At 65.3% G+C, this 22,371-nt stretch carries 22 protein-coding genes; 16 read left to right on the forward strand and 6 right to left on the reverse strand.

The features are described from left to right. Positions 1-55: 55 nt before the first annotated feature. On the reverse strand, positions 56-469 hold the full coding sequence (locus HXX15_RS13415) for a MucR family transcriptional regulator (RefSeq protein ID WP_296516558.1): 414 nt from the start codon (positions 467-469) through the stop codon (positions 56-58). A gap of 179 nt (positions 470-648) precedes the next feature. Then, positions 649-1,749 carry a hypothetical protein gene (locus HXX15_RS13420; protein ID WP_366558585.1) on the reverse strand — a complete coding sequence of 367 codons (1,101 nt, stop codon included), beginning with the start codon at positions 1,747-1,749 and terminating at the stop codon, positions 649-651. A 127-nt stretch (positions 1,750-1,876) separates the two neighbouring features. On the opposite strand from HXX15_RS13420, the gene HXX15_RS13425 reads away from it, so the two are divergent. Beyond that, complete coding sequence (locus HXX15_RS13425) at positions 1,877-2,656, forward strand: class II aldolase/adducin family protein (RefSeq protein WP_296516559.1); 780 nt, start codon at positions 1,877-1,879, stop codon at positions 2,654-2,656. A gap of 340 nt (positions 2,657-2,996) precedes the next feature. Next, complete coding sequence (locus HXX15_RS13430) at positions 2,997-4,283, forward strand: methyl-accepting chemotaxis protein (RefSeq protein ID WP_296516560.1); 1,287 nt, start codon at positions 2,997-2,999, stop codon at positions 4,281-4,283. 43 nt (positions 4,284-4,326) lie between these two features. Here the strand turns inward: HXX15_RS13430 and HXX15_RS13435 are convergent, their stop codons facing one another. Further along, a complete protein-coding gene (locus HXX15_RS13435; RefSeq protein ID WP_296516561.1) occupies positions 4,327-5,736 on the reverse strand; it encodes a M20/M25/M40 family metallo-hydrolase in 1,410 nt (469 codons plus the stop codon). A 24-nt stretch (positions 5,737-5,760) separates the two neighbouring features. Beyond that, positions 5,761-7,329: a helicase HerA-like C-terminal domain-containing protein gene (locus tag HXX15_RS13440; protein ID WP_296516562.1), complete on the reverse strand. Its 1,569-nt coding sequence runs from the start codon at positions 7,327-7,329 to the stop codon at positions 5,761-5,763. A gap of 340 nt (positions 7,330-7,669) precedes the next feature. Between HXX15_RS13440 and HXX15_RS13445 the strand changes: the two genes are divergently transcribed. The 14 genes from HXX15_RS13445 (at position 7,670) to HXX15_RS13510 (ending at position 19,645) form a co-directional block, all read left to right on the forward strand. Beyond that, positions 7,670-8,038 carry a DUF2267 domain-containing protein gene (locus HXX15_RS13445; protein ID WP_296516563.1) on the forward strand — a complete coding sequence of 123 codons (369 nt, stop codon included), beginning with the start codon at positions 7,670-7,672 and terminating at the stop codon, positions 8,036-8,038. 21 nt (positions 8,039-8,059) lie between these two features. Then, positions 8,060-8,467, forward strand: a complete 408-nt coding sequence (locus tag HXX15_RS13450; protein WP_296516564.1) for a DUF4332 domain-containing protein — start codon at positions 8,060-8,062, stop codon at positions 8,465-8,467. Between the two features lie 64 nt (positions 8,468-8,531). Then, positions 8,532-9,392 (forward strand): dihydropteroate synthase, encoded by an 861-nt coding sequence (folP, locus tag HXX15_RS13455; RefSeq protein ID WP_296516565.1) that lies wholly within the window; start codon positions 8,532-8,534, stop codon positions 9,390-9,392. Continuing rightward, positions 9,389-9,757 (forward strand): dihydroneopterin aldolase, encoded by a 369-nt coding sequence (folB, locus tag HXX15_RS13460; protein WP_296516566.1) that lies wholly within the window; start codon positions 9,389-9,391, stop codon positions 9,755-9,757. The genes folP and folB overlap by 4 nt, the downstream gene beginning before the upstream one ends. After that, the gene (gene folK / locus HXX15_RS13465) at positions 9,757-10,251 is read left to right on the forward strand and encodes a 2-amino-4-hydroxy-6-hydroxymethyldihydropteridine diphosphokinase (RefSeq protein WP_296516567.1); all 495 of its coding nucleotides are present in this window, start codon (positions 9,757-9,759) and stop codon (positions 10,249-10,251) included. Before folB ends, folK begins: the two co-directional genes overlap by 1 nt. Positions 10,252-10,346: 95 nt before the next feature. Further along, positions 10,347-12,218 carry a methylmalonyl-CoA mutase subunit beta gene (locus tag HXX15_RS13470; protein ID WP_296516568.1) on the forward strand — a complete coding sequence of 624 codons (1,872 nt, stop codon included), beginning with the start codon at positions 10,347-10,349 and terminating at the stop codon, positions 12,216-12,218. Next, positions 12,215-12,679: a GFA family protein gene (locus tag HXX15_RS13475; protein ID WP_296516569.1), complete on the forward strand. Its 465-nt coding sequence runs from the start codon at positions 12,215-12,217 to the stop codon at positions 12,677-12,679. Before HXX15_RS13470 ends, HXX15_RS13475 begins: the two co-directional genes overlap by 4 nt. A gap of 88 nt (positions 12,680-12,767) precedes the next feature. After that, positions 12,768-14,924 carry a methylmalonyl-CoA mutase gene (gene scpA, locus HXX15_RS13480; protein WP_296516570.1) on the forward strand — a complete coding sequence of 719 codons (2,157 nt, stop codon included), beginning with the start codon at positions 12,768-12,770 and terminating at the stop codon, positions 14,922-14,924. A 46-nt stretch (positions 14,925-14,970) separates the two neighbouring features. After that, positions 14,971-15,228: a type II toxin-antitoxin system prevent-host-death family antitoxin gene (locus tag HXX15_RS13485; protein ID WP_296516571.1), complete on the forward strand. Its 258-nt coding sequence runs from the start codon at positions 14,971-14,973 to the stop codon at positions 15,226-15,228. Then, positions 15,225-15,635 (forward strand): type II toxin-antitoxin system VapC family toxin, encoded by a 411-nt coding sequence (locus tag HXX15_RS13490; protein WP_296516572.1) that lies wholly within the window; start codon positions 15,225-15,227, stop codon positions 15,633-15,635. Before HXX15_RS13485 ends, HXX15_RS13490 begins: the two co-directional genes overlap by 4 nt. Before the next feature lie 161 nt (positions 15,636-15,796). After that, positions 15,797-16,564, forward strand: coding sequence for a DUF3298 and DUF4163 domain-containing protein (locus tag HXX15_RS13495; RefSeq protein WP_296516573.1), 768 nt, complete (start codon positions 15,797-15,799; stop codon positions 16,562-16,564). Beyond that, positions 16,551-17,537 (forward strand): methylmalonyl Co-A mutase-associated GTPase MeaB, encoded by a 987-nt coding sequence (gene meaB / locus HXX15_RS13500; RefSeq protein WP_296516574.1) that lies wholly within the window; start codon positions 16,551-16,553, stop codon positions 17,535-17,537. Before HXX15_RS13495 ends, meaB begins: the two co-directional genes overlap by 14 nt. Next, complete coding sequence (locus tag HXX15_RS13505; RefSeq protein WP_296516575.1) at positions 17,534-18,181, forward strand: pyroglutamyl-peptidase I; 648 nt, start codon at positions 17,534-17,536, stop codon at positions 18,179-18,181. Before meaB ends, HXX15_RS13505 begins: the two co-directional genes overlap by 4 nt. A 105-nt stretch (positions 18,182-18,286) precedes the next feature. Next, entirely contained in the window at positions 18,287-19,645 is a 1,359-nt protein-coding gene (locus HXX15_RS13510) for a TIGR03808 family TAT-translocated repetitive protein (protein ID WP_296516576.1), read from the forward strand. 81 nt (positions 19,646-19,726) lie between these two features. Here HXX15_RS13510 and HXX15_RS13515 read toward each other — a convergent pair whose 3' ends face one another. Together HXX15_RS13515 and HXX15_RS13520 are read right to left on the reverse strand one after the other, a co-directional pair. Beyond that, positions 19,727-20,221 carry a TIGR03809 family protein gene (locus HXX15_RS13515; protein ID WP_296516577.1) on the reverse strand — a complete coding sequence of 165 codons (495 nt, stop codon included), beginning with the start codon at positions 20,219-20,221 and terminating at the stop codon, positions 19,727-19,729. Between the two features lie 488 nt (positions 20,222-20,709). After that, complete coding sequence (locus tag HXX15_RS13520) at positions 20,710-22,347, reverse strand: S8 family serine peptidase (RefSeq protein ID WP_296516578.1); 1,638 nt, start codon at positions 22,345-22,347, stop codon at positions 20,710-20,712. Between the last annotated feature and the right edge of the window lie 24 nt (positions 22,348-22,371).

Here is a 22,371-nt window from a genome sequence, read left to right on the forward strand (position 1 = left end):
CGCCGAATTATTTCGCGATCCGCCGGTCGGAACGATGGCGGGGGCGATGGCGGAATTATTTGCGCCGACGCCGCTGCTGTCCGAGGCCCATCTTCTTCGCGAGATTCGAGCGAGCCACCGCATAATTCGGGGCCACCATCGGGTAGTCCGCCGGCAGGCCCCATTTCTCACGGTATTGTTCCGGGGTCATCTTGTACTGCGTCCGCAGGTGCCGTTTGAGCGATTTGAAGCGCTTGCCGTCCTCGAGACAGACCAGATATTCCGGGGTCATCGACTTCTTTAAAGGCACCGCCGGTTTGATCGGCTCCACGGCGGGCTCGACGCGTCCGCTCGATACCCGCAGCAATGCGCCATGAACCTGGCCAATCAGAGCCGATAATTCAGCGGCCGGAACAGGATTGTTGCTGACATAGGCGGAAACAATATTGGCAGTCAGTTCGATGAAGCTCTTGCTCGAAACATCACTCATCAAATTTGTCTTTCGAAAAGCCGGCTGGCCTGCGATCTGGATCGGCTGCGCGCTGCACCGATCGAAACCTTTTTGTTACTAGGCAATTTTGGGTTGATCGCGGCCGAACGACTTCATCGACCCTGCGAATACGTGCATCATTTCAAAATATACAGTCACAGCAAAGCTAGACCAAAAGCCTAGGGGCGCTGGTCGAGGTGCGAGCGCAATTCGTCGATCGACGCGAACCGCATCATACCTTCCGGCATCTGCGCTTCGATCGAGCCATCAGAATATAGCGAATAGGCCATGCCATCGACCACACCGGACTTCAGGACGGTGACCTGCGCGGCGTTCTCGGCCGGAGCCGGCTCGGGCACGGCGACCGCGTCGGTCGCGACAGCGGCGGCCGGCGCGGGTCGGCTGCGCCGCGTCGCAAGGTCGCTACGCCCCCGCTCGGTTTCCGGCCAGGCCTCTTCGAATGTGCGCGGCGGCGGCTCGGCCGCCGCGGCGGTCGCGGGCGCGCCATCGATCGCGGCTTGAGCTTTGTCCGCGCGCTCCCGTTCCTTGCGCGACGATGATGAGAACAGCAGGTTGCGCCGAGGCTTGGCGACCGGTTCCGGAGCCTGATCGGCCGGTGGCGCCACGCCGCGCTGGCGGGCGCGGTCGCGCGCCTCCTCCTGCCAGGGGGCCAGCGTCGATTCGGCGCCCGGCGACGTCGGCAAAGAGGGCTGGACGTCGATCGAAGGCTCAGCCGCCGAATGATCGCGCGGAAACGGGAAGCCGTCATTGCCGGCCGCCGGCTCTACCTTGTCGTCGGCTTCCAGCGCGGCAAGCCGCGGCTGGGTCGGCATCCGGGCCGCCGGGATCGGCACGCCTGCGGCAAGCACGTCTGTGATCGACTTCAACTCGCGCAGCACAGCGCTGAGCCCAAGCAGGATGGCGCCGGTCCCGGCTGCAATCACGCCCGACATGATCAACGTGTTGCCGAAACTGAATTCCTTGACCGGAACGCCAAAGGCGATTGCCACAAAGCCAGCCAACAGAAGGGCAATTCCCGCCAGCAACAGCACTATCATTCTCAGCTCCAATCCCCCGCAGCTCTGGAGCTGCGGCCGCCTCCGCCACGATAACGTCATAATGTGCGGATCGGCAATTGCCGTCGCAGATTGCAAACAACTTGTTCGGACAGAGTTCGGCCCCCGCCGCCGGATTGGCGGGACGACTCTCCGGGCCCGACGGTATTCGCAATTGCAGCATCTGGCCACGCTGCGCCCGGGCCGTTCAGGCGGCTTGGCCATGCCCGCGCCACGCCGTTACGACGGCCCCGACTCAACATGACAGCCCCGCGGGCCAACGGCTTGCTGCGAGGCAGTCGCAGGATTAAGCTGCGGTCCGAAAATAATAACCAGCAACGGGGAAACGACCATGTCGCCAGCGGAAGCTCGCCTGAAGGAAGTGCCGTCGGAGATGACGGATGCCGAATGGAGCCAGCGGGTCAATCTCGCCGCGTGCTATCGGCTTGTCGCCCATTACGGCTGGGACGATCTGGTCGACACCCACATTTCCGCCCGCGTCCCCGGACCGGACCATCACTTCCTGATCAACCCCTACGGGTTGATGTTTGACGAGATTACCGCCTCAAGCCTGGTCAAGGTCGATCTCGACGGCAATCAGCTGACGCAGAGCGAGTACAAGATCAACCCCGCTGGTTTCACTATCCACTCGGCAATCCACGAAGTCCGCGAAGACGCCGGCTGCGTGATGCATCTGCACACTCCGGACGGCACCGCGGTGGCGAGCTGCCTGGAAGGGCTGCTGCCGCTGAACCAGACCGCGCATTTCGTCACCGGTGACCTCGCCTATCACGACTACGAGGGCGTCGCGCTCGATCACGACGAACGGCCGCGACTGCAGCGCGATCTCGGCAGCCACAACCACATGCTGTTGCGCAATCACGGCACCCTGACGGTCGGCCGCTCGGTCGCCTCGGCGTTCGAGCGGATGTATCATCTGGAACGCTCCTGCACGATGCAGGTACGGACCCGGATGCTGGGCCCGAGCGCTTATCCGATCGAGAAGATGGTGGTCGACAAGAACCACAATCTGATCGCCAATCAGGACGCGATGGAGCTGCGCTCGACCAAGCTGGTGTGGCCGCCGTTGCTGCGCAAGCTGGACCGGATCGACCCGAGCTATCGCAATTGAACCGCTCGCGGATTTGATGTAGCTTTACCCTATATACCTCTGCACGCCGATTCAAAACGCCGCCCAATTCCGGGCGGCGTTTTCGTGAGCGGATCGATCAGTCGCGGCCGTGACCGCTATGACAAGTAGCGGACAGAGACCAATGCGGTGATCTTGCTCCAACATAAATTTAACTAACGTGACCACAAGGTGCACATGATTCGCAGCAACCTTGTGAGGTCCGATGTCTATTCTAGCTTCTGCAAGCAGGGTCCTCAGTGGGCGCTCCGAGGGAAAATCGGCCAGCGAGGCGCTTCTGGCAAGCGAACTCGCAGGTCTCCAGGCGCGGGACGAAGCCCTGATGGCCTGTATTGACAAAATCCTGGAAGGCCAACTCGATATCGAACCGCCCTCGGCGAACGATCCGATGTCCCGCGCCATCGGAAAATTGCAGCAAAGGCTCGCAGCGAGTCTGTCGCGCGATCTCGACCGCATGGTCAAACTGAGCATCCAGGGCAGCGAGAATGCGATGTCGGCCGCCTCCATGCTGTCGTCGTCGCGCGACATCGATGGCCGTACCCAGACGCTGGCGACCGCGAGCGAGGAGCTTGTGGCCTCGATCGGTCAGATCCGCGCCACCGCCCAGGCGGCCGCGATGGGGGCAGCGGAGATGCGGGCCAGCGCCGAGCGCGGCATGTCGACTGCCAGTTCGGCATCCCAGGCAATGGGACGCGTCAGCAGCACCGCCGAACTGGCTTCGCAACGAATTACCGCGCTGAGCGAGGCGTCCGAGGCGATTGGAACAATTGTCAGTTCGATCGATGCGATCGCAAAGCAGACCAACCTGCTGGCCCTGAATGCCACAATTGAAGCGGCCCGGGCCGGCGAAGCCGGCAAAGGGTTTGCGGTCGTCGCCACCGAGGTGAAGAGTCTGTCGCAACAAACCAGCAGCGCAACCGTGGATATTCGCGCGCGGATCGACCGGTTGCGAGACGATATCGGAACCATCGTGACGGCCATGTCCGACTGTACCAATGCGGCGAACGAGAGCCGTGAGGTCGTCACCTCGCTCGGCGGCGCGATGGCGGGCGTGGGCGAACAGGTCTCCGGGGTCACTAACGGGATGTCGGAAATCGCCTCGATCCTGAACCAGCAGACCGAGGCATCCCGCGAGATCGCCGGCGGTATTCTGTCGATCGCCACGATGACCAAGAGAAGCGTCGAACAGGTCAACGAGATTTCAAACCAGCTCGACGTCGCCCATGCCCTGGTCGACGAAGAGCTTCAGGAACTGTCCCATTCGAGCTTCGCCAACAAGATCACGCGCCTGGCCAAGGCTGATCACGTGATCTGGAAAAAGCGCCTTTGCGATATGGCCGTTGGACGCACCAAGCTGAATGCGGACGAACTCACCGACCATCATTCCTGCCGGCTCGGCAAATGGTACTACGGCGATGCCTCACTGGAGTCCCGCAATCATCGGGCTTTCCAGGCGCTCGAAAAACCACACGCGCTGGTTCATCAGCACGGCAAGCAGGCCGCGAAAATGTTCCAGGCGGGCGATCTTCAGGGCGCCATCGCCGAGATCCAACACGTGGATGTCGCTTCGAAAGAAGTGCTGCGGCTGCTCGACGACCTGAGCAAATAGAACTGTCCGCTGGCCACCGGTAGCGGCCGATCGTGCCGCCCGGTCAGGTTTTTGGCGCCTCCGCCAGCGCCGCCAAAATCCGCACCCAGGACCTGATGCCCTTGTGAAAGCTCTGCAGGTCGTACTTCTCGTTCGGCGAATGGATGTTGTCGTCATCGAGGCCGAAGCCGATCAGCACGCTGTCGAGGCCGAGCGTGCGCTTGAAATCCGCGACGATCGGGATCGAGGCGCCGGAGCCGATCAGCAGCGCGTCCTTGCCCCATTCGTCGGTCAGCGCGCGCTTCGCCGCCGCCAGCGGCTTCATGTTCCAGTCCAGCGCGATCGCCGGCGCGTTGGAGTGATCGAGGAATTCCGCGCTGCAATCGCCCGGCAACCTTGCTGTGACATAGGCGCGGAAGGCGTCGCGGATCTTCATCGGGTCCTGACCCTCGACGATGCGAAACGAGACCTTGGCCGAGGCTTCCGCCGCGATCACCGTCTTCGAGCCCTCGCCGGTGTAACCGCCGACGATGCCGTTGATGTCACAGGTCGGTCGCGACGAAATCTGCTCGATCAGCAGTCGGTCGTCCTCGCCCGCCGGAATCGACAACCCTATGGGCTTGAGGAAGGAGTCGGCCGTCAGGTTGAGCTTCTTCCACTGCGCCAGGATGTCGGGCGGCAGGTCTTTCACGCCCTCGTAAAATCCCGGGATGGTGACGCGGCCGTGCTCGTCATGCAGCCCGCCGAGTATCCGGGTCAGCACCCGGATCGGATTCTGCGCGCCGCCGCCGAAAATGCCGGAATGCAGGTCGCGGTTGGCGGCCTTGATCTTCACTTCCTCATAGACCAGCCCGCGCAGCGAGGTGGTGATCGCCGGCGTAGTCGGGTCCCACATCCCGGTATCGCACACCAGCGCGAAGTCGGCGGCGAGATCGGCCTTGTTGGCCTCGAGGAACGGCACGAAGTTCTTCGAGCCGACCTCTTCCTCGCCTTCGATCACGATGGTGAGGTCGAGCGGCAGCGAACCTGTCACCGCCACCCAGGCGCGGCAGGCCTCGACGAAGGTCGAGAGTTGGCCCTTGTCGTCCTCGGCGCCGCGCGCGACAATGATCTTGCGGCCGTCGGCGTGGTCGGTCACCACCGGCTCGAATGGCAGACGATGCCACAGCTCCAGCGGGTCGACCGGCTGCACATCATAATGGCCATAGAACAGTGCATGGGGGCGGCTACCGGTATTGCCTTTCGCCTTGGCGACGATCGCCGGATGGCCCGCGGTCGCCCTCACCTCCGCGGCAAAGCCCAGCGAGGCGATGTCGGCGGCCAGATGCACGGCGGCCGCCTTGCAATCGGCGGCAAAAGCCGGATCGGCCGAGATCGACTTGATCCGCAGCAACGCGAACAGCCGCTCCAGCGATTGGTCGAAATCGGCATCGACGCGGTCGAGCACCGCTTGCAGTTGCGAAGGGCTGGACATTTTCATTTTCCTTGCGTGAGCCGGCTAGCGCCGTAACAGGCCGCCGAGCGCACCGCGCACGATGGCGCGGCCGACCGAGCTTCCGAGCGAGCCGCCCATCGATTTTCCCAGATCGGCAACGACGCCGCCGACCACTTTGTTGGTGACCGACCGGGTGACGTCGCGGGCGATCACCTGGCCGGTGGACAGCTTGCCGCGCGGCGTGTTGGTGCCGAAGATAGTGCCGACAATGGCGCCGATCTGTCCGAGCACGCCGCCGCCGGCGCCAGCATCGGCTGGCGCGGCAGTGGTCGCGACGCGCTTCTGCAATATCTCATAGGCGGATTCGGAATCGATCGTGGTGTCGTATTTGCCCTTCACCGGGCTCGCAGCCATAATCGCCTGGCGCTCCTCCGGCGTGATCGGCCCGATCCGCGCCGAGGGCGGCCGCACCATGATGCGCTCGACCATCGCCGGCGTACCATTGCCTTCGAGGAAGGACACGAGCGCCTCGCCCTTGCCGAGCTCGGTGATCACCTTCGCGGTATCGAGCTTCGGATTGGGCCGGAAGGTCTGCGCCGCCGCGGCGACCGCCTTCTGGTCGCGCGGGGTAAAGGCGCGCAGCGCGTGCTGCACCCGGTTGCCGAGCTGCGCCAGCACCTTGTCGGGCACGTCGATCGGATTCTGGGTGACGAAATACACGCCGACGCCCTTGGAGCGGATCAGCCGCACCACCTGCTCAACCTTGTCCAGCAGCGCCTTCGGCGCGTCGTTGAACAACAGATGCGCCTCGTCGAAAAAGAACACCAGCTTCGGCTTCGGCGGATCGCCGGCCTCGGGCAGTTGCTCGAACAGTTCCGACAGCATCCATAATAGAAAGGTGGCGTAGAGCTGCGGCGACTGCATCAACTTGTCGGCGACCAGGATATTGATGTTGCCGCGGCCGTCGCGGTCGGTCCGCATGAAATCCTTCAGCGCCAGCGCCGGTTCGCCGAAGAATTTGTCGGCGCCCTGGTTTTCCAGCACCAGCAGCTGGCGCTGAATCGTGCCGACCGTTGCCTTCGAAACGTTGCCGTATTCCGTGGTCAGTTCGGCAGCGTGTTCGGCGATGAACGACAGGATCGCGCGCAGGTCTTTCATGTCCAGCAGCAGCAGGCCCTGCTCGTCGGCTACCCGGAAGGCGATATTGAGCACGCCCTCCGCGACATCGTTGAGGTCCATCATCCGCGACAGCAGCAGCGGCCCCATTTCCGAGACCGTGGCGCGCACCGGATGGCCCTGTTCGCCGAACACGTCCCAGAACACCGTGGTGAACTGGTCGGGCTGGAACGCGAGCCCCATCTCGGCGGCCCGCTTGAGGATGAAATCCTTCGGCTCGCCAACCTCGGAGATTCCCGAGAGGTCACCCTTGATATCGGCGGCGAACACCGGAACGCCGGCGCGCGCAAAGCCTTCCGCCATCACCTGCAGCGACACCGTCTTGCCGGTGCCGGTAGCGCCGGTGACCAGACCGTGGCGGTTGGCCAAGCCGAGGGTCAGCCACGCCGGTTGCTCGCCCTTGCCGATGAAGATCTTGTCCTCGGTGTCTCCGATACCGGTATCTTTGGTCGCCATCGTATCGCTTCTCCGCGCGCAGGAGCGGCCCGGCGCTGGGCGTCCCATTGCCGGCATATCCTGCACATCGGTTGAAACTGTTCAACGTCGATTGCAATCGAAACCGAAAACCAAAAACCAAATTCAAGACACAATTGTCGGCCGAAATCGCAACGGAAAATCCACTGCTGCAGCGCGCAAACAGCGCACATGCTCTTGCAATGTTGCAACACTCGCGACTCGATGAAGCCGAATCGAGCCCATGAATGCTGGCATCGCTTGTGTTTCGCGGCGCGGAGGATCAGGATGAAAACATAAGAACGATCCGGCAAAAAACCGGGAGCGCAGCGGCGGGGGCGTTATGGAAGAGTTGATTGAGCGGCTGGCCATCAAGGTCGGCTTGGAGAAAGCTGTTGCCGGTAAGACCGTCGGCATCATTCTCGGCTTCCTTCGCAACGAAGGTCCCGCCGATCAGGTTCAGGCATTGATCGACACCATTCCGGGTGCTGAAGCGGCAATCGAATCCGCCGGCTCGACGCGCGGTGGGATTGGCCGGCTGATGGGCGGCGGCGTGATGGCGCTCGGCGCCAAGCTGATGGGCCTCGGTCTCGGCATGGCAGAAATTCAAAGTGTGGCGCGTGAACTTTTCAAGTTCGGCCGCGACAAGATCGGAGCGGATCAGATGGGCGCGATCATCTCCGGAACGCCAGGCCTGCGCCAGTTTTCTTGAACCTTTGTATTTCCGAGCACCATGACATATTCGATCTCAAAGATTGACGGTATCACCGCAGTCGCCGCAACCAGATTGAAATCGGTTGGAATTCGTACCACGGCAGCGCTGCTGGAGGCAGCCAAGACCGTGAAGGGCCGCAAGGAACTGGCCGCCAAGACCGGTATCGCCGAACAGCAATTGCTGGAATGGGCGAACATCGCCGACTGCATGCGGATTCCGGGCATGGGCAAGGCCAAAGCCGAGCTGTTGCGCGCTGCAGGGGTCTCCACGCTGCGCGAATTCACCCATCGCAATCCGGCGCGGCTGGCGCAAAACATGAAGGATGCCAATACCAAGCGCAAGCTGGTGCGGGTCCTGCCTTCGGAGAAATCGGTAGGGCAATTGATCGAAGAAGCGCGCAAGCTTCCGCTCAAGATCAGCTACTAACCGGCGGCACGCCCCTCCCCGCCAGCGCTTGACTCCGATCCGCCGACCGCGCAAAGCGCTTCGCATGATCGCAACCACGTCCAGCCCCGCCGAGACTGCCGAACCGGCGGATCATCGGCTGCTGCGCGCGCTGTTGCAGCGGCCGTGCCCGGCCGTGATGGGCGTGCTCAACATCACCCCGGATTCGTTCTCCGACGGCGGACAATTCCTGGCGCCGGAAAGCGCGATCGAACAGGCCCGGCGGATGATCGCCGAGGGCGCCGACATCATCGACATCGGCGCGGAATCCACGAGGCCCTATGGCGACGCGCGGGCGGTGTCCGCCGCGGAAGAACTGCGGCGACTGCAACCGATACTCGCCGAGGTGGCGGCGCTGGGCACGCCGGTTTCGATCGACAGCATGAAGGCCGAGGTCGTGGCGTGGGCGCTGGATGCGGGCGCCGCGATCGCCAACGACGTCTGGGGTCTGCAGCGCGATCCCGACATGGCGGCGGTCGTCGCCTCGTGCGGCGCGCCGGTGATCGTGATGCACAATCGCAATGACGTCGATCCCGCGCTCGACATCATCGACGATATCAGGGCTTTCTTCACCCGCTCGCTCGGCATCGCGGCGCAAGCTGGAATCCCTCGGGGCAACATCGTGCTCGATCCCGGCATCGGCTTCGGCAAGACGCCGGAGCAAAGCATGATCGCGCTGGCGCGGCTCGATGAGCTCCACGACTTCGGCCTGCCGCTCTTGGTCGGCGCGTCGCGCAAGCGCTTCATCGCCGCGGTGTCGCCGTCGGAACCGCGACAGCGGCTCGGCGGTTCGATCGCCGCGCATCTGATCGCGGCGCAACACGGCGCGCGCATCATTCGCACCCATGACGTGGCGCAGACCGTGCAGGCGCTGCGTGTGGCCCAGGCAATCGAGGACAGCCAATGAACGACACCATCTTCATCAAGGGCCTGGTGATCCATGCGCGCCACGGCGTGATGGAGCACGAGACCGAGGTCGGGCAGCGCTTCGTGATCGACCTCGAGCTGACCGCCGATCTGGCGGAATCCTCGCGCACCGACCGGCTCGCCGACACCGTGTCCTATTCCAACGTGGTGGCGAGCGCGACCGCCGCGTTCAAGGACGCCAACTACCGGCTGCTGGAACGCGCCGCCGGCGCCGTCGCCGACGCCGTTCTGACGGCGTTTCCGCGCATCGACGCGGTCAAGGTCACCGTGCATAAGCCGCACGCGCCGATCGCCGCGATTTTCGACGATGTCGGCGTGATCCTCAGCCGCAGCCGGCGAAGCTGATGGCCGAGGTCCTGATCGCGCTGGGCGGCAATGTCGGCGACGTCCGCGCGACCTTTCGCAAGGCGATCGCCAACATCTGCGGCATGACCCAGGCCGCCTTGCTGGCGCGCTCCTCGGACTACGCCACGCCGCCCTGGGGCGACGAACAGCAGGACCGCTTCGTCAACGCCTGCATCGCCATCGACACCAGTCTCGATCCGCACGCGCTGCTGTTCACACTGCACAAGATCGAGAAGAAGTTCGGCCGCGATCGCGCCAGCGAGACCCGCTGGGGACCACGCACGCTCGACCTCGATCTGCTCGCCTATGACGACGTCACGCTCGACAAGCCGGAGCTGACGCTGCCGCATCCGCGGCTGTTCGAGCGCGCCTTCGTGCTGGTGCCGCTGGCGGAGATCGCGCCGGACCGGATCATCGCCGGCCGGACCCCGCGTCAGGCGCTGGCGACACTGTCGAGCGCCGGGATCGAGCGGCTGCCCGATCTCGACGGCTAGCCTTTTGGCCCAAAACAACCGTTTGGCTTGCGCCGCCGCACGTGGCATTTTCCGGCCGAAACCGAACAAGCCGCCCCGGGAGCGATTTTCCAGCAATGCCTTCTGCAACCAAAGAGCTTCGACTCGCCGCCGACTTCGCGCCTGCGAGCTATGACGACTGGCGCAAGCTGGTCGATGGCGTCCTCAAGGGCGCGCCGTTCGAGAAGCTGATCAGCAAGACCTATGACGGCGTCAAGATCCAGCCGATCTATCCGCGCGCGCAGGGTGCAGCCCCGATCGCCGGCCGGGCCGCGGCGGCGCCCTGGCAGATCATGCAGCGGATCGACCATCCGGACGCCAAACAGGCCAATGCGCAGGCGCTGCACGATCTGGAAAACGGCGCCAACGGCCTGACCCTGGTGTTCGCCGGCGCCAATGGCGCGCGCGGCTTCGGCCTTCCCGCCACCGAGGAAGCCGTCGCCAAGGTGCTGGAGGGTGTATTCCTCGACGCCGGGATCGCGATCGAACTGCAGGTCGGGCCGCAAGCGCGGATGGCGGCGATCTATCTCGCCGAGCTGATCAAGCAGCGCGGGATCGACCCGGGCAAATGCGAGATCCGGTTCGGGCTCGACCCGATCGGCGCCTGCGCGGTGTGGGGATCGAGCGCCTATAATTGGTGGGAGATCGCGCCGGCCTTTACCGATGCGATCAAGAAGGTCGCAGCCGCCGGTTTCAAGGGCCCGTTCGCGGTCGCCGACGGTCGCGTGATCCACGATGCCGGCGGCTCCGAGGTGCAAGAACTCGCCTACGTGCTGGCGATCGGCGTCGCCTATCTGCGCGCGCTGGAAGACGCCAATGTGCCGCTCGACGACGCGCGCGGCATGATTTACGCGCGGCTCAGCGCGGATGCCGACCAGTTCCTGACGCTGGCGAAATTCCGCGCACTTCGGCTGCTATGGGCGCGCGTCGAGGAAAGCTGCGGGCTGACGCCGAAGCCGCTGTTCATCGCCGCCGAAACCGCATGGCGGATGCTGACCCAGCGCGACCCTTACGTGAACATGCTGCGCGCCACCGTGGCGACCTTCTCGGCCGGGCTCGGCGGCGCCAATTCGATCAGCGTGTTGCCGCACAGCTCCGCGCTCGGCCTGCCGGATGCCTTTGCGCGGCGCGCGGCGCGTAACACCCAACTGGTGCTGCTGGAAGAATCCAACCTCGCCAAAGTCTCCGATCCGGCCGCCGGCTCCGGCGGCATCGAGGCGCTGACGCAGGAATTGTGCGCCGCCGCGTGGGCGCAATTTCAGGAGATCGAAGCCGCCGGCGGCGCGTTCCAGGCGCTGGGCAACAATGTGATCCAGCCCAAGGTCGCCGCCACCCGCGCGGCGCGGCAGGCAGCGATCGCCAAGCGCCGCGAGGTGCTGACCGGCGCCAGCGAGTTCCCGAACCTACACGAGACCCGCGCCACCGTGCTGAAGGCCAAGCCGGTCGAGCCCGGGCCTTACGGCAAGGAGAAGATCAAATTCAACGCGCTGGAGCCGATCCGGCTGGCAGCCCCGTTCGAGAAGCTACGCGACAAGTCCGACCACCTGCTGGCGCGCAAGGGCGCGCGGCCGAAGGTGTTTCTCGCCAACCTCGGCACCGCGGCCGACTTCACCGCGCGCGCCGCCTTCGCCAAGAGCCTGTTCGAGACCGGCGGCATCGAGGCGATCGACACCGAGGGCTTTGCCGACCCGGCCGCGCTCGCCGCCGCCTTCACCGGCTCCGGCGCGGCGCTGGCCTGCCTGTGCTCGTCCGACAAGCTCTATGCCGACCACGCCGCCGCCGCGGCCGCCGCGCTCAAGGCCGCGGGCGCCAGGCATATCTACCTCGCCGGCCGGCCCGGCGAGCTGGAAGCCGGATTGCGCGAGGCCGGGGTGCAGGAGTTCATCTTCGCCGGCGGCGATGCGCTGGCGTTGCTGACCGACGTCTGGCAGCGGATCGACGCGGCATGACGCAAGCCGCCAAACCCCTGCTCACCGGCGGCTGCCAATGCGGCGCGATCCGCTTTGCGCTGACCGCAGCGCCGATCCGGATCACCATCTGCCATTGCCGGATGTGCCAGAAGGCCACCGGCGCGCCGTTCGCCTCGCTGGCCGAGGTGGCGCGGGAGAATTTCGCCTGGACCCACGGCAAGCCGGCGGCGTTCCGCTCCTCCTCGATCGCCGAGCGTGATTTCTGCAAGGCCTGCGGCACGCCGCTGAGTTATCGCCAGGACGACGGCACCAGCATCGAGATCATGACCGGCGCGTTCGACCGCCCGGACCGGGTGGTGCCGACGGTGCAGCTCGGCGCCGAATCCCGGCTCGGCTGGGTCGGCGCCATCGCCAATATGCCGAGCAAGACCACGCAGCAGATCTACGGCGCGGAAAAGCTCGCCAGCGTGTTCAGCTATCAGCAGCCGGACCATGACTGATGGCGGCCAATGAAATGACGCTTGGCGTCGCGCGTGCTATCAATTGGCACCCAGGCGCGCCTCGCACGACGACGGAAGCAAGACGAACATGAGCAAGATTCCGAACTTCGCCGATATCGCGTACCAGACCGCCGCGACGCCGGCCGGCGGCGGCAGCGCCGAGCCGTGGCTGACGCCCGAAGGCATCCTGGTCAAGCCGGGCTACAGCGAGGCCGATCTCGAGGGCATCGACTTCCTCGACACCTGGCCCGGCATCGCGCCGTTCCTGCGCGGCCCCTACCCGACCATGTATGTCAACCAGCCCTGGACGATCCGGCAATATGCCGGCTTCTCCACCGCGGAGGATTCCAACGCGTTCTATCGCCGCAACCTCGCCGCCGGCCAGAAGGGCCTGTCGGTGGCGTTCGATCTCGCCACCCATCGCGGCTATGATTCCGATCATCCGCGCGTCACCGGCGACGTCGGCATGGCGGGCGTGGCGATCGACTCGATCTACGACATGCGCACACTGTTCTCCGGCATTCCGCTCGACCAGATGAGCGTGTCGATGACCATGAACGGCGCGGTGCTGCCGATCCTCGCGCTCTACGTCGCCGCCGCCGAGGAACAGGGCGTGCCGCCGGAAAAACTCACCGGGACGATTCAGAACGACATCCTGAAAGAGTTCATGGTGCGCAACACCTACATCTATCCGCCGGCGCCCTCGATGCGGATCATCTCCGACATCTTCGCCTACACCTCGCAGAAGATGCCGAAATACAATTCGATCTCGATCTCCGGCTATCACATGCAGGAAGCCGGCGCGACGCAGGACCTCGAACTGGCCTATACGCTGGCCGACGGCGTCGAATATCTGCGCGCCGGTCTGGCCGCCGGCATCGACGTCGACCGCTTCGCGCCAAGGCTGTCGTTCTTCTGGGCGATCGGCATGAACTTCTTCATGGAAGTCGCCAAGATGCGCGCAGCTAGGCTGCTGTGGGCCAAGCTCTTGACCCAGTTCAATCCGAAGGACCCGAAGTCGCTGTCGCTGCGCACCCATTGCCAGACCTCGGGCTGGTCGCTGACCGCGCAGGACGTCTACAACAATGTGATGCGCACCACCATCGAGGCGATGGCGGCGACTCAAGGTCACACCCAGTCGCTGCACACCAACGCGCTCGACGAGGCGCTGGCGCTGCCGACCGACTTCTCGGCCCGGATCGCGCGCAATACCCAGCTGTTCCTGCAGCAGGAGAGCGGCACCAACCGGATCATCGATCCGTGGGGCGGCTCCTACTACGTCGAGCGGCTGACCCACGATCTGGCAGTGAAAGCCTGGGGCCATATCCAGGAGGTCGAGGCGCTGGGCGGCATGGCCAAGGCGATCGAAGCTGGGGTGCCGAAACTGCGGATCGAGGAAGCGTCCGCCAAGACCCAGGCGCGGATCGATGCTGGCCGGCAATCGGTGATCGGCGTCAACAAGTACAAGCCGGTCGACGAAGCGCCGATCGACGTGCTGAAGGTTGAGAACTCCACGGTGCGGCGGCTGCAGATCGACAAGCTGAAGCGGCTGAAGAGCGACCGCAGCCAGGTCGAGGTCGACGCCGCGCTGGCGGCGCTGACCCGCTCGGCCGGCGAAGGCAATGGCAATCTGCTGGCGCTGGCGATCGACGCGGCGCGGGCGAAGGCCACCGTCGGCGAAATCTCCGACGCGCTGGAAAAGGTCTACGGCCGGCATCGCGCCGAGATCCGCTCGATCAGCGGCGTCTACAAACGGGAGACCGCGACGATGTCGAACCGGGTGGAAAAGGTACAGGCGCTGATCGACGCCTTCGAGGACGCCGAGGGCCGCCGCCCCCGGATTCTCGTCGCCAAGATCGGCCAGGACGGCCACGACCGCGGCCAGAAGGTGATCGCCTCGGCGTTCGCCGACATCGGCTTCGACGTCGACATCGGGCCGCTGTTCGCCACCGCCGAGGAAGCCGCCCGGCAGGCGGTGGAGAACGACGTCCACATTCTCGGGGTATCGTCGCTGGCGGCGGCGCATCTCACCGCGGTGCCGGAATTGAAGGCGGCGCTGAAGCAGCAGGGCCGCGAGGACATCATGATCATCATCGGCGGCGTGGTGCCGCCGCAGGACTACGACACGCTGTACAAGGCCGGCGCGGAAGCGATCTTCCCGCCCGGCACCGTGATCGCCGACGCCGCCGAGGAGCTGATCCACAAGCTCAACGCGCGGCTCGGGCACAGCGAGGCGGCGGCGTAACTGCGGATTCGTTGACTTTCTGGTCTGATCAAACCAGAATATTCAGATGAAGCAGATCGGGATTTTTGAAGCGAAAGCGCAGCTATCCAGCCTGCTCGACGAGGTCGAGCGTGGCGGCGAGGTCACGATCACGCGTCACGGCAAGCCGATCGCAAAGCTGGTCCAGGCGACTGCCGAACTATCGCCGGACGAGATCGCCAAACGAAAACACGCCATCCGCAATCTGCGCGCGCTGGCCCGCAAACTGAAGATCCCTGCAACGCAGGACGAGATCAAGGCATGGATCAATGAGGGGCGCCGTTGATCGTCATCGATGCGTCCGCGATTGTCGCACTGTGTCTTGACGAGCGAGACCTTCTGGCCGACGACCAAACATTCGAGAGCCTCGCCGAACAGCAATTGCTGGTGCCCGCGCATTGGCATGCGGAGATCGGCAACGCGTTCGTCACGAATCTGCGACGCGGCCGACTGAGCAATGGACAACTGGCCTACGCAATCGAGAATCTGGCCATCTTGCAGATCGTCACGCAGCCCGTTCCCCGCACCGAAGAGATCGAAGCGACGGTGACCAGGGCCGCCAAGGCCGGCCTCACCTATTACGATGAACTCTATGTCTGGCTCGCGGAATCGAACACACTGCCGCTATTCACCTTTGACAAGCAGATGCGGGAGGCAGCCCAGCAGCGCGGCGTCGTCGTTCTGCCGGCGTGATCGGCGCCCGATTCTGTGGTAGACACGAGACATGACCGACGTCGCCGACGTGTCGCTGGATTCGATCCTCGCGATGCCACGCGGGATGGTCCGGCGCTGAGACTTTGCATGCGGTGTAGCGGGATGTTCCGCTCAATCTCAACTTCGAAATGAATACTTCAATGCAAATGCGCCTTTTGACTGCCATCGCCTGCCTCGCGCTCCTCGCTCCCGCCTTCGCCGCCGGTCCGAAGCCGGATTTTGCCGTCAAGACCAAGGCGATCGACGGCACCGTCTTGCTCGACGCCGGCATCAAAGCCGATCCGGCGCTTGAGGCCGACAGTCTCGCCGAGGGCAGGAAATGGATCGCGCAGAACAAGCTCGACGCCGAGCAGGAATACAAGGACGAGCCGAAGCAGTTCAGCAATGGCCCCTGGACCTATGAGCGCAAATACGCGATCCGATCGGTGGTCGGCGACCGCTATGTCAGCATCGTGCGATCCGACTATAGCAACACCGGCGGCGCGCACCCCAATTCCGACGTCGACACCATCCTGTGGGACAAGACCACGGGCAAGCGCATCAGCATCCGGCCGTTCTTCACCGAGACCGCTGACGGCGGCCCCGCCCTGAAAGCCATCGCCGCCGGCATCCTGGAGTCGCTGAAGGTCGAGAAGAAAGCCCGCGGCGCCGACAGCGGCGACACCGACTACGTCAAGACCATCGAACCCAAACTGCTGAAGCTCGGCGCGGTGACGCTGGCTCCATCGACCGAGGCCGGCAAGAGCTCGGGCCTGACCTACCATTATCCGCCCTATGCGGTCGGCGCCTATGCGGAGGGCAGCTATCTGGCCTTCGTGCCATGGGAGAAGCTGAAGCCGTATCTCACTGCGGAAGGCGCTGCGATTTTCGGCGGCGCGCGGCCGAAGGGCGACGATGACCGCCAATAAGCCGATCGACGTCGCATCGATGGCTGACGAACTCCGCGCACGCTCCCGCGCCACGCTGGCGCGCGCCATCACTTTGATCGAAAGCCGCCGCGCCGATCACCAGGCCGCGGCGCGCGATCTGGTGCAGGCGCTGCTGCCGCAGACCGGCCAGGCAATCCGGGTCGGCATCACCGGCTCGCCGGGCGTCGGCAAATCCACCACCATCGACGCGCTCGGCATGTTCCTGATCGAACGCGGCCACCGGGTCGCGGTGCTGGCAGTCGACCCGTCCTCGGCGCGCACCGGCGGTTCGATCCTCGGCGACAAGACGCGGATGGCGCGGCTGTCGGCAGAACAGCACGCGTTCATCCGCCCCTCGCCGTCCTCCGGCACGCTGGGCGGCGTCGCGGCGAAGACCCGCGAGGCGATGCTGCTGTGCGAGGCCGCCGGCTTCGACGTCGTGCTGGTGGAGACCGTCGGCATCGGCCAGTCCGAAACCGCGGTCTGCGACATGACCGATTTCTTCCTCGCCTTGATGCTGCCCGGCGCCGGCGACGAATTGCAGGGCATCAAGAAGGGCCTGGTCGAACTCGCCGACATGATCGCGATCAACAAGGCCGATGGCGACAATGTCGCGCGCGCCAATCTGGCGGCGGCCGAATATCGCGGCGCGCTGCATATCCTGACCCCGCGCTCGGAGCACTGGCACCCGCCGGTGCTGACCTATTCGGGACTGACCGGCGCCGGCATCGCGGAATTGTGGCAGAAGATTCTCGACCATCGCACCGCGATGCAGGCCTGCGGCGATTTCGCCGCGCGCCGCCGCGAGCAGCAGGTGAAATGGATGTGGACCATGCTGGAGGACCGCTGGAAGGCGCGGCTGCGCGCCGACCCCGCGATCCGCGCCAAAGTGAAGTCGACCGAGGCTGCGGTCGCCGATGGCCGGGTCACGCCAGCGCTCGGCGCCGACCAGATCGCGGAGCTGATGACTTGACGCTGCGCATCCTGATCACCGGGTTCGGGCCGTTTCCCGGCGCGCCGTACAATCCGACCCCGGTACTGGTGGCGCGGCTGACACGTTTGCGGCGGCCGGCGTTCGCCGAGGTCGAGCTGCGCAGCCACATCTTCCCGGTGAGCTATCGCGCCGTCGATACCGAGTTGCCGATGCTGCTGGCGCAGCATCGGCCGGATGCGCTGTTGATGTTCGGACTGGCGACGCGGACGCCGTATCTGCGCGTCGAAACCCGCGCCCGCAATGCCGTCACCCAGCTCTGGCCGGATGCCGCGCATGCGAAGTTGCGCAGCGCCTCGATCGCGCCCGGCAGCGCCGCGCAATCGTTCGGGCCGCATACCGCGCGGCTGCTGCGCGCCGCGCTTGCCACCGGGATCGATGCGCGCGCTTCGCGCGACGCCGGGCGCTACCTCTGCAATTATCTGAGCTGGCGGGCGATCGAGGCCTGTGGCGACGCCGATGGCCCACGCCTTGCCGCCTTCGTGCATGTGCCGGCGGTGCCGCGCGATGTCACACCGCGACGGCAGGCGTCTGGGCGCGTCACCGCCGAGCAACTGGTCGACGCCGGCGAAGCCATCCTGCTGGCGATGGTGGGCGAAGCGCGGCGGGTCGCCCGCGCAGGTTAACCCTACCGCCAAACATCGTCGGTTCCGGTCCACGCTGCAGGCCACCGCGCGGCTTATTCTGCGTTACTCCAAACGCAGATATCGGTCGGACAGCGAGCATCAGCCATGGACGTCAGCCGACGCAATTTTCTCGCAGCCTCCGCCGCTGGCGCGCTGGCGATCTCCGTCACGCCGTTGCGCGCGGCACCGTTGACATCGAGCCTCGGGCGCGATGCCACCCAATATGGCGTGCGACCGAACAGCCCGGACGATCAGACCATCGCGTTGCAGCGTGCGATCGACGAGGCGGCGCGGGCCCAGCTGCCGCTGGCGCTGCCGCCGGGCACCTACCGCTCCGGCATGCTGCGGCTGTCCGGCGGCTCGCAACTGATCGGCGTGCGCGGCGCGACGAAACTGATCTTCACCGGCGGGGCATCGCTGTTCGAAAGCCAGGGTGCCGGCGGTATCGGCCTCACCGGGCTGACGCTCGACGGCGCCCGCATCAAGCTGCCGACCCGACGCGGACTGGTGCACTGCCTGCAAGGCCGCGACCTGCGCATCCAGGACTGCGAGATCGCCGCCAGCGGCGGCAGCGGCATCTGGCTGGAAAACGTCGCCGGCGAGATCAGCGGCAATACACTGACCGGCATCGCCGTCACCGGAGTGGTGTCGTTCGACGCCCAGGGCCTGACCGTAGCGCGCAACACCATCATCGGCACCAACGACAACGGCATCGAAATCCTGCGCACCGCGATCGGCGACGACGGCAGTATCGTCAGCGGCAACCGGATCGAGAACATCAAGGCCGGGCCTGGCGGCTCCGGACAATACGGCAACGCCATCAACGCGTTTCGCGCCGGCAATGTCATCGTCAGCGGCAACCGCATCAGCAACTGCGACTATTCGGCCGTGCGCGGCAATTCGGCGTCCAACATCCAGATCACCGGCAACAGCATCAGCGGCGTCCGCGAGGTCGCACTGTATTCGGAATTCGCGTTCGAGGGCGCGGTGATCGCCAACAACACCGTCGACGGCGCCGCGGTCGGCGTCTCGGTCTGCAATTTCAACGAAGGCGGCCGGCTCAGCGTGGTGCAGGGCAACATCATCCGCAACCTGCTGCCGAAGCGGCCGATCGGCACCGCACCCGACGATGACGCCGGCGTTGGCATCTATGTCGAGGCCGACACCGCGGTGACCGGCAATGTGATCGAGAAGGCGCCGTCGTTCGGAATTGTCGCCGGATGGGGCAAGTACCTGCGCGACGTCGCCATCACCGGCAACGTGATTCGCGACACCTTCATCGGCGTCGGCGTCTCAGTGGCGGACGGTGCCGGCAGCGCGTTGGTCAATAACAACATGATCTCGGGCGCGCCGCGTGGCGCCGTGGTCGGGCTCGATCATGCCAGGCCGGTGACGCCGGATCTAACCGCCGCAGGGGCCGCGCGCTATCCGCAGGTGGTGATTGGCAGCAACGCGACGCGATGACGCGGCGGCATACCGCGCCTGCCCTGCCCGCAACCTGCTCGCCTGGAACTTGAGCCGTGCTGTCGCGAGCTGGCGCTGGCTTCAGAACGCGTTGCGCAACAGCGGATAGCGCTGCTGCAACAGTTCGGCATCGAGCGCCTGTTGCCACGGCTCGGCGTCCTCGGTTGCGATCGAAATTGACGGCAACGCAGATTCGGGTTGCGGCGCAGCGGAAAGCATCGGGGCTGAAGGCGGGCTGAGGCTGTCCGGCAGGTCGATCGCGATCGGCACCGACGGCTGATCGCAAGCCTCGTCCTCGAAAAAGGCGACGTACCGCGGCGGCAGCGCGGAGCGACGGCCGAGCCAGGACAGATCAATCGGCCGGTTGTCCGGCGAGGCCTCGCGGTTGAGCAGCCCATGCCAGGTCGCCACAGCGGTCTTGGCTTCCTGGACGTTCTCAAGGAACGCCAGTTCGCCGAAATAGCGTCGCCAGCGGCCGGTTTCGAACAGATCGGTGAGGTATTCTAGGCGTTGCTCAGCGAGCACGCACCACCGCTCAAGGATGGCGCGCCCACGCGCTGCGTCGGTTAGTTCCATGATGAAAAGGTCCGCCAGGAGGAAGGACAGACGCGGACGCAACACGAACGAATCGACTGAATTGTACGAGCGATATTGTTAACAAAAGTTTACTGAGTCCACTCAGTTGCGCTACCTGCACGTTACGAGCGGCGCGCGGCTGTGATCAGCAGGGGGCAATGCCGAGTGACTAACCGTCGGACCGCGGCGGTCGCGCTTCGCTGAGAAGGCCGGCCCGTACGCTATCGTCAAAGTTGCAACGACGGCGCCGGATGCCGACAATTCGGCGCATTGCCACGCGGGCCTGTCCCGCAGGGGACATCAGAAACGAGAGACCCGCCCGGGGGGACAGCCGGGCGGGTCAAGCCATATTGGCGCCGGGGTGGATGGGCGCTCGCGCCGAATACAGCCTCGTCGGGGAGGGATTTCCTCTCCCACCCTTATTGGTGTTCAAGACATCGAAAAACGTTCAAGCCGATCGCCGAGATTTTTAACTTTCGGACTCGGCGCTATTTCGCCGCGGACGGTTCGGGAATTGCGACCGCGGGGGCCGCAATCGCCCCACCCTGCACCGCGGAAACCGCGGCAAAGGCGTCGACCTCACCAGCACCGAACAGGTCGTCGCGCCCCGGCGCGCCGAGATCGTGCGCCGTCTGCGTCAGAATGGCGCGGACCTGATCGGGCTTGAGTAAGGGATCGCGCGCGATCATCAGCGCGACCACGCCGCTGACATAGGCCGCCGAGAACGACGTCCCCGACATCATCTCGTATTTGCCGCCCGGTGCGGGCAGAAAGATATCGACGCCGGGTGCTGCGACCGCGATGTGGCTGCCGCGGTTCGACGCCGCGAACAGCCCGTCCGAACTGTCCGTGGCGCTGACCGCGATCACGCTGGGATTGGCGGCCGGATAGAGCGGCGGCGAGGTCGGACCGGCATTGCCGCTGGCTGCGACCATCACGATTCCCTTCGCTGCGACCGCCGCGAGCCCCCGCGCAATCAGCGGATCGTTCGGCCCGGCGAAACTCATATTGACGATCCGGGCGCCATGCGATGCGGCATAATCGAGACTTTTCAGGATCACGAAGGAGGTGCTTTCCGCGCCGGCCTTCGCCGTCCCGAACGCGCGGATCGCCAGGATCTTCGCCGATGGCGCGCTGCCGATCAGCCGGGCATGTGCCGCGATCGCGCCTGCGATGCCGGTGCCGTGAAGATGCGGACCCTGCTTGCTGATCAGCGCATCGAACGAACCAGCGAGTGCTTCGGCCAGTTCGGGATGGGCGCCATCGATCCCGGAATCGATCACCGCGACGATCACGTTGCCGCCGCGCGACAGCGCATGCGCCTGCGGCAGGCGCAGCTTGGTCAGCGCGTATTGGGCGGGATCGCCCTCCTCTGCCGCGGCGGCCGGCTTGTCGCCCTGCAGCGCGTAGAGGAAATTCGACTGTACCGAGCGTACGCCGACGTCGGCGCCGAGTTCACGGACCACCGTCTGCGGCGAACGCCGGCCGCCGATGCGGAACAGCGCGATCGTGCTGTCGAGCAATGAAATGCGCTGCGAGCCGAGCCGCGTCAGCCGATGACGCCGGGCCAGGGTATCGGTCTGGGCATCGGTCAGCGCGCCGTCGAGTTCGACCACGATCTGGTCAGGGACGAAGCTGCGAGCGGCGACCGCGCGCGGGCTGGCGCGGCGTACGCCGCCGGCCTCGCGAGGCACCCGCTTGCGTTTCTTGCCACCGTTACCCCCCCGCCAGTCGTCGATGACCCACAGCGGCGCGCAAGTGGCGCCGCCGTTCAGATAGTTGCACTGCGAGGGCGTGATCCTGGTGTGCCGCAATCGGCGAAACTCACGATCGACCATCGGCAGGACGTCAGGAACTGTCCCCCTGGGGGTGCGTCCGGGATCGAGGTTGGTTGGTTGCAGCGGTGGGACGACCGGCGGCACGATGGGAGGTGGCGTGAGCGTCGGCGGCGGGACGACCGGGGGCGGCGTGAACGTCGGCGGCGGAACGACAGGGGGCGGTGTGAACGTCGGCGGCCGGAGTTGGGCTTGCACGCGCGCGACCGGTGCGTTGGCGAGCAGCGCAGCAACGGTAGCCAGCGCCAGCATTGCCGGTCGGGCGATTCGGCGGCCGGCACGGTTACTCATCATTTGAATCCGATCGCCGGCGGC

This window comes from Rhodopseudomonas sp. (assembly GCF_013377015.1).
GTDB lineage: Bacteria > Pseudomonadota > Alphaproteobacteria > Rhizobiales > Xanthobacteraceae > JARJEH01.

Coding starts and splice junctions, on each gene's coding strand:
- HXX15_RS13415 (WP_296516558.1), bottom strand. CDS start 469: ATGAGTGATGTTTCGAGCAAGAGCTTCATCGAACTGACTGCCAATATT.
- HXX15_RS13420 (WP_366558585.1), bottom strand. CDS start 1,749: ATGGCCAAGCCGCCTGAACGGCCCGGGCGCAGCGTGGCCAGATGCTGC.
- HXX15_RS13425 (WP_296516559.1), top strand. CDS start 1,877: ATGTCGCCAGCGGAAGCTCGCCTGAAGGAAGTGCCGTCGGAGATGACG.
- HXX15_RS13430 (WP_296516560.1), top strand. CDS start 2,997: ATGGCCTGTATTGACAAAATCCTGGAAGGCCAACTCGATATCGAACCG.
- HXX15_RS13435 (WP_296516561.1), bottom strand. CDS start 5,736: ATGTCCAGCCCTTCGCAACTGCAAGCGGTGCTCGACCGCGTCGATGCC.
- HXX15_RS13440 (WP_296516562.1), bottom strand. CDS start 7,329: ATGGCGACCAAAGATACCGGTATCGGAGACACCGAGGACAAGATCTTC.
- HXX15_RS13445 (WP_296516563.1), top strand. CDS start 7,670: ATGGAAGAGTTGATTGAGCGGCTGGCCATCAAGGTCGGCTTGGAGAAA.
- HXX15_RS13450 (WP_296516564.1), top strand. CDS start 8,060: ATGACATATTCGATCTCAAAGATTGACGGTATCACCGCAGTCGCCGCA.
- folP (WP_296516565.1), top strand. CDS start 8,532: ATGATCGCAACCACGTCCAGCCCCGCCGAGACTGCCGAACCGGCGGAT.
- folB (WP_296516566.1), top strand. CDS start 9,389: ATGAACGACACCATCTTCATCAAGGGCCTGGTGATCCATGCGCGCCAC.
- folK (WP_296516567.1), top strand. CDS start 9,757: ATGGCCGAGGTCCTGATCGCGCTGGGCGGCAATGTCGGCGACGTCCGC.
- HXX15_RS13470 (WP_296516568.1), top strand. CDS start 10,347: ATGCCTTCTGCAACCAAAGAGCTTCGACTCGCCGCCGACTTCGCGCCT.
- HXX15_RS13475 (WP_296516569.1), top strand. CDS start 12,215: ATGACGCAAGCCGCCAAACCCCTGCTCACCGGCGGCTGCCAATGCGGC.
- scpA (WP_296516570.1), top strand. CDS start 12,768: ATGAGCAAGATTCCGAACTTCGCCGATATCGCGTACCAGACCGCCGCG.
- HXX15_RS13485 (WP_296516571.1), top strand. CDS start 14,971: ATGAAGCAGATCGGGATTTTTGAAGCGAAAGCGCAGCTATCCAGCCTG.
- HXX15_RS13495 (WP_296516573.1), top strand. CDS start 15,797: ATGCAAATGCGCCTTTTGACTGCCATCGCCTGCCTCGCGCTCCTCGCT.
- meaB (WP_296516574.1), top strand. CDS start 16,551: ATGACCGCCAATAAGCCGATCGACGTCGCATCGATGGCTGACGAACTC.
- HXX15_RS13510 (WP_296516576.1), top strand. CDS start 18,287: ATGGACGTCAGCCGACGCAATTTTCTCGCAGCCTCCGCCGCTGGCGCG.
- HXX15_RS13515 (WP_296516577.1), bottom strand. CDS start 20,221: ATGGAACTAACCGACGCAGCGCGTGGGCGCGCCATCCTTGAGCGGTGG.
- HXX15_RS13520 (WP_296516578.1), bottom strand. CDS start 22,347: ATGAGTAACCGTGCCGGCCGCCGAATCGCCCGACCGGCAATGCTGGCG.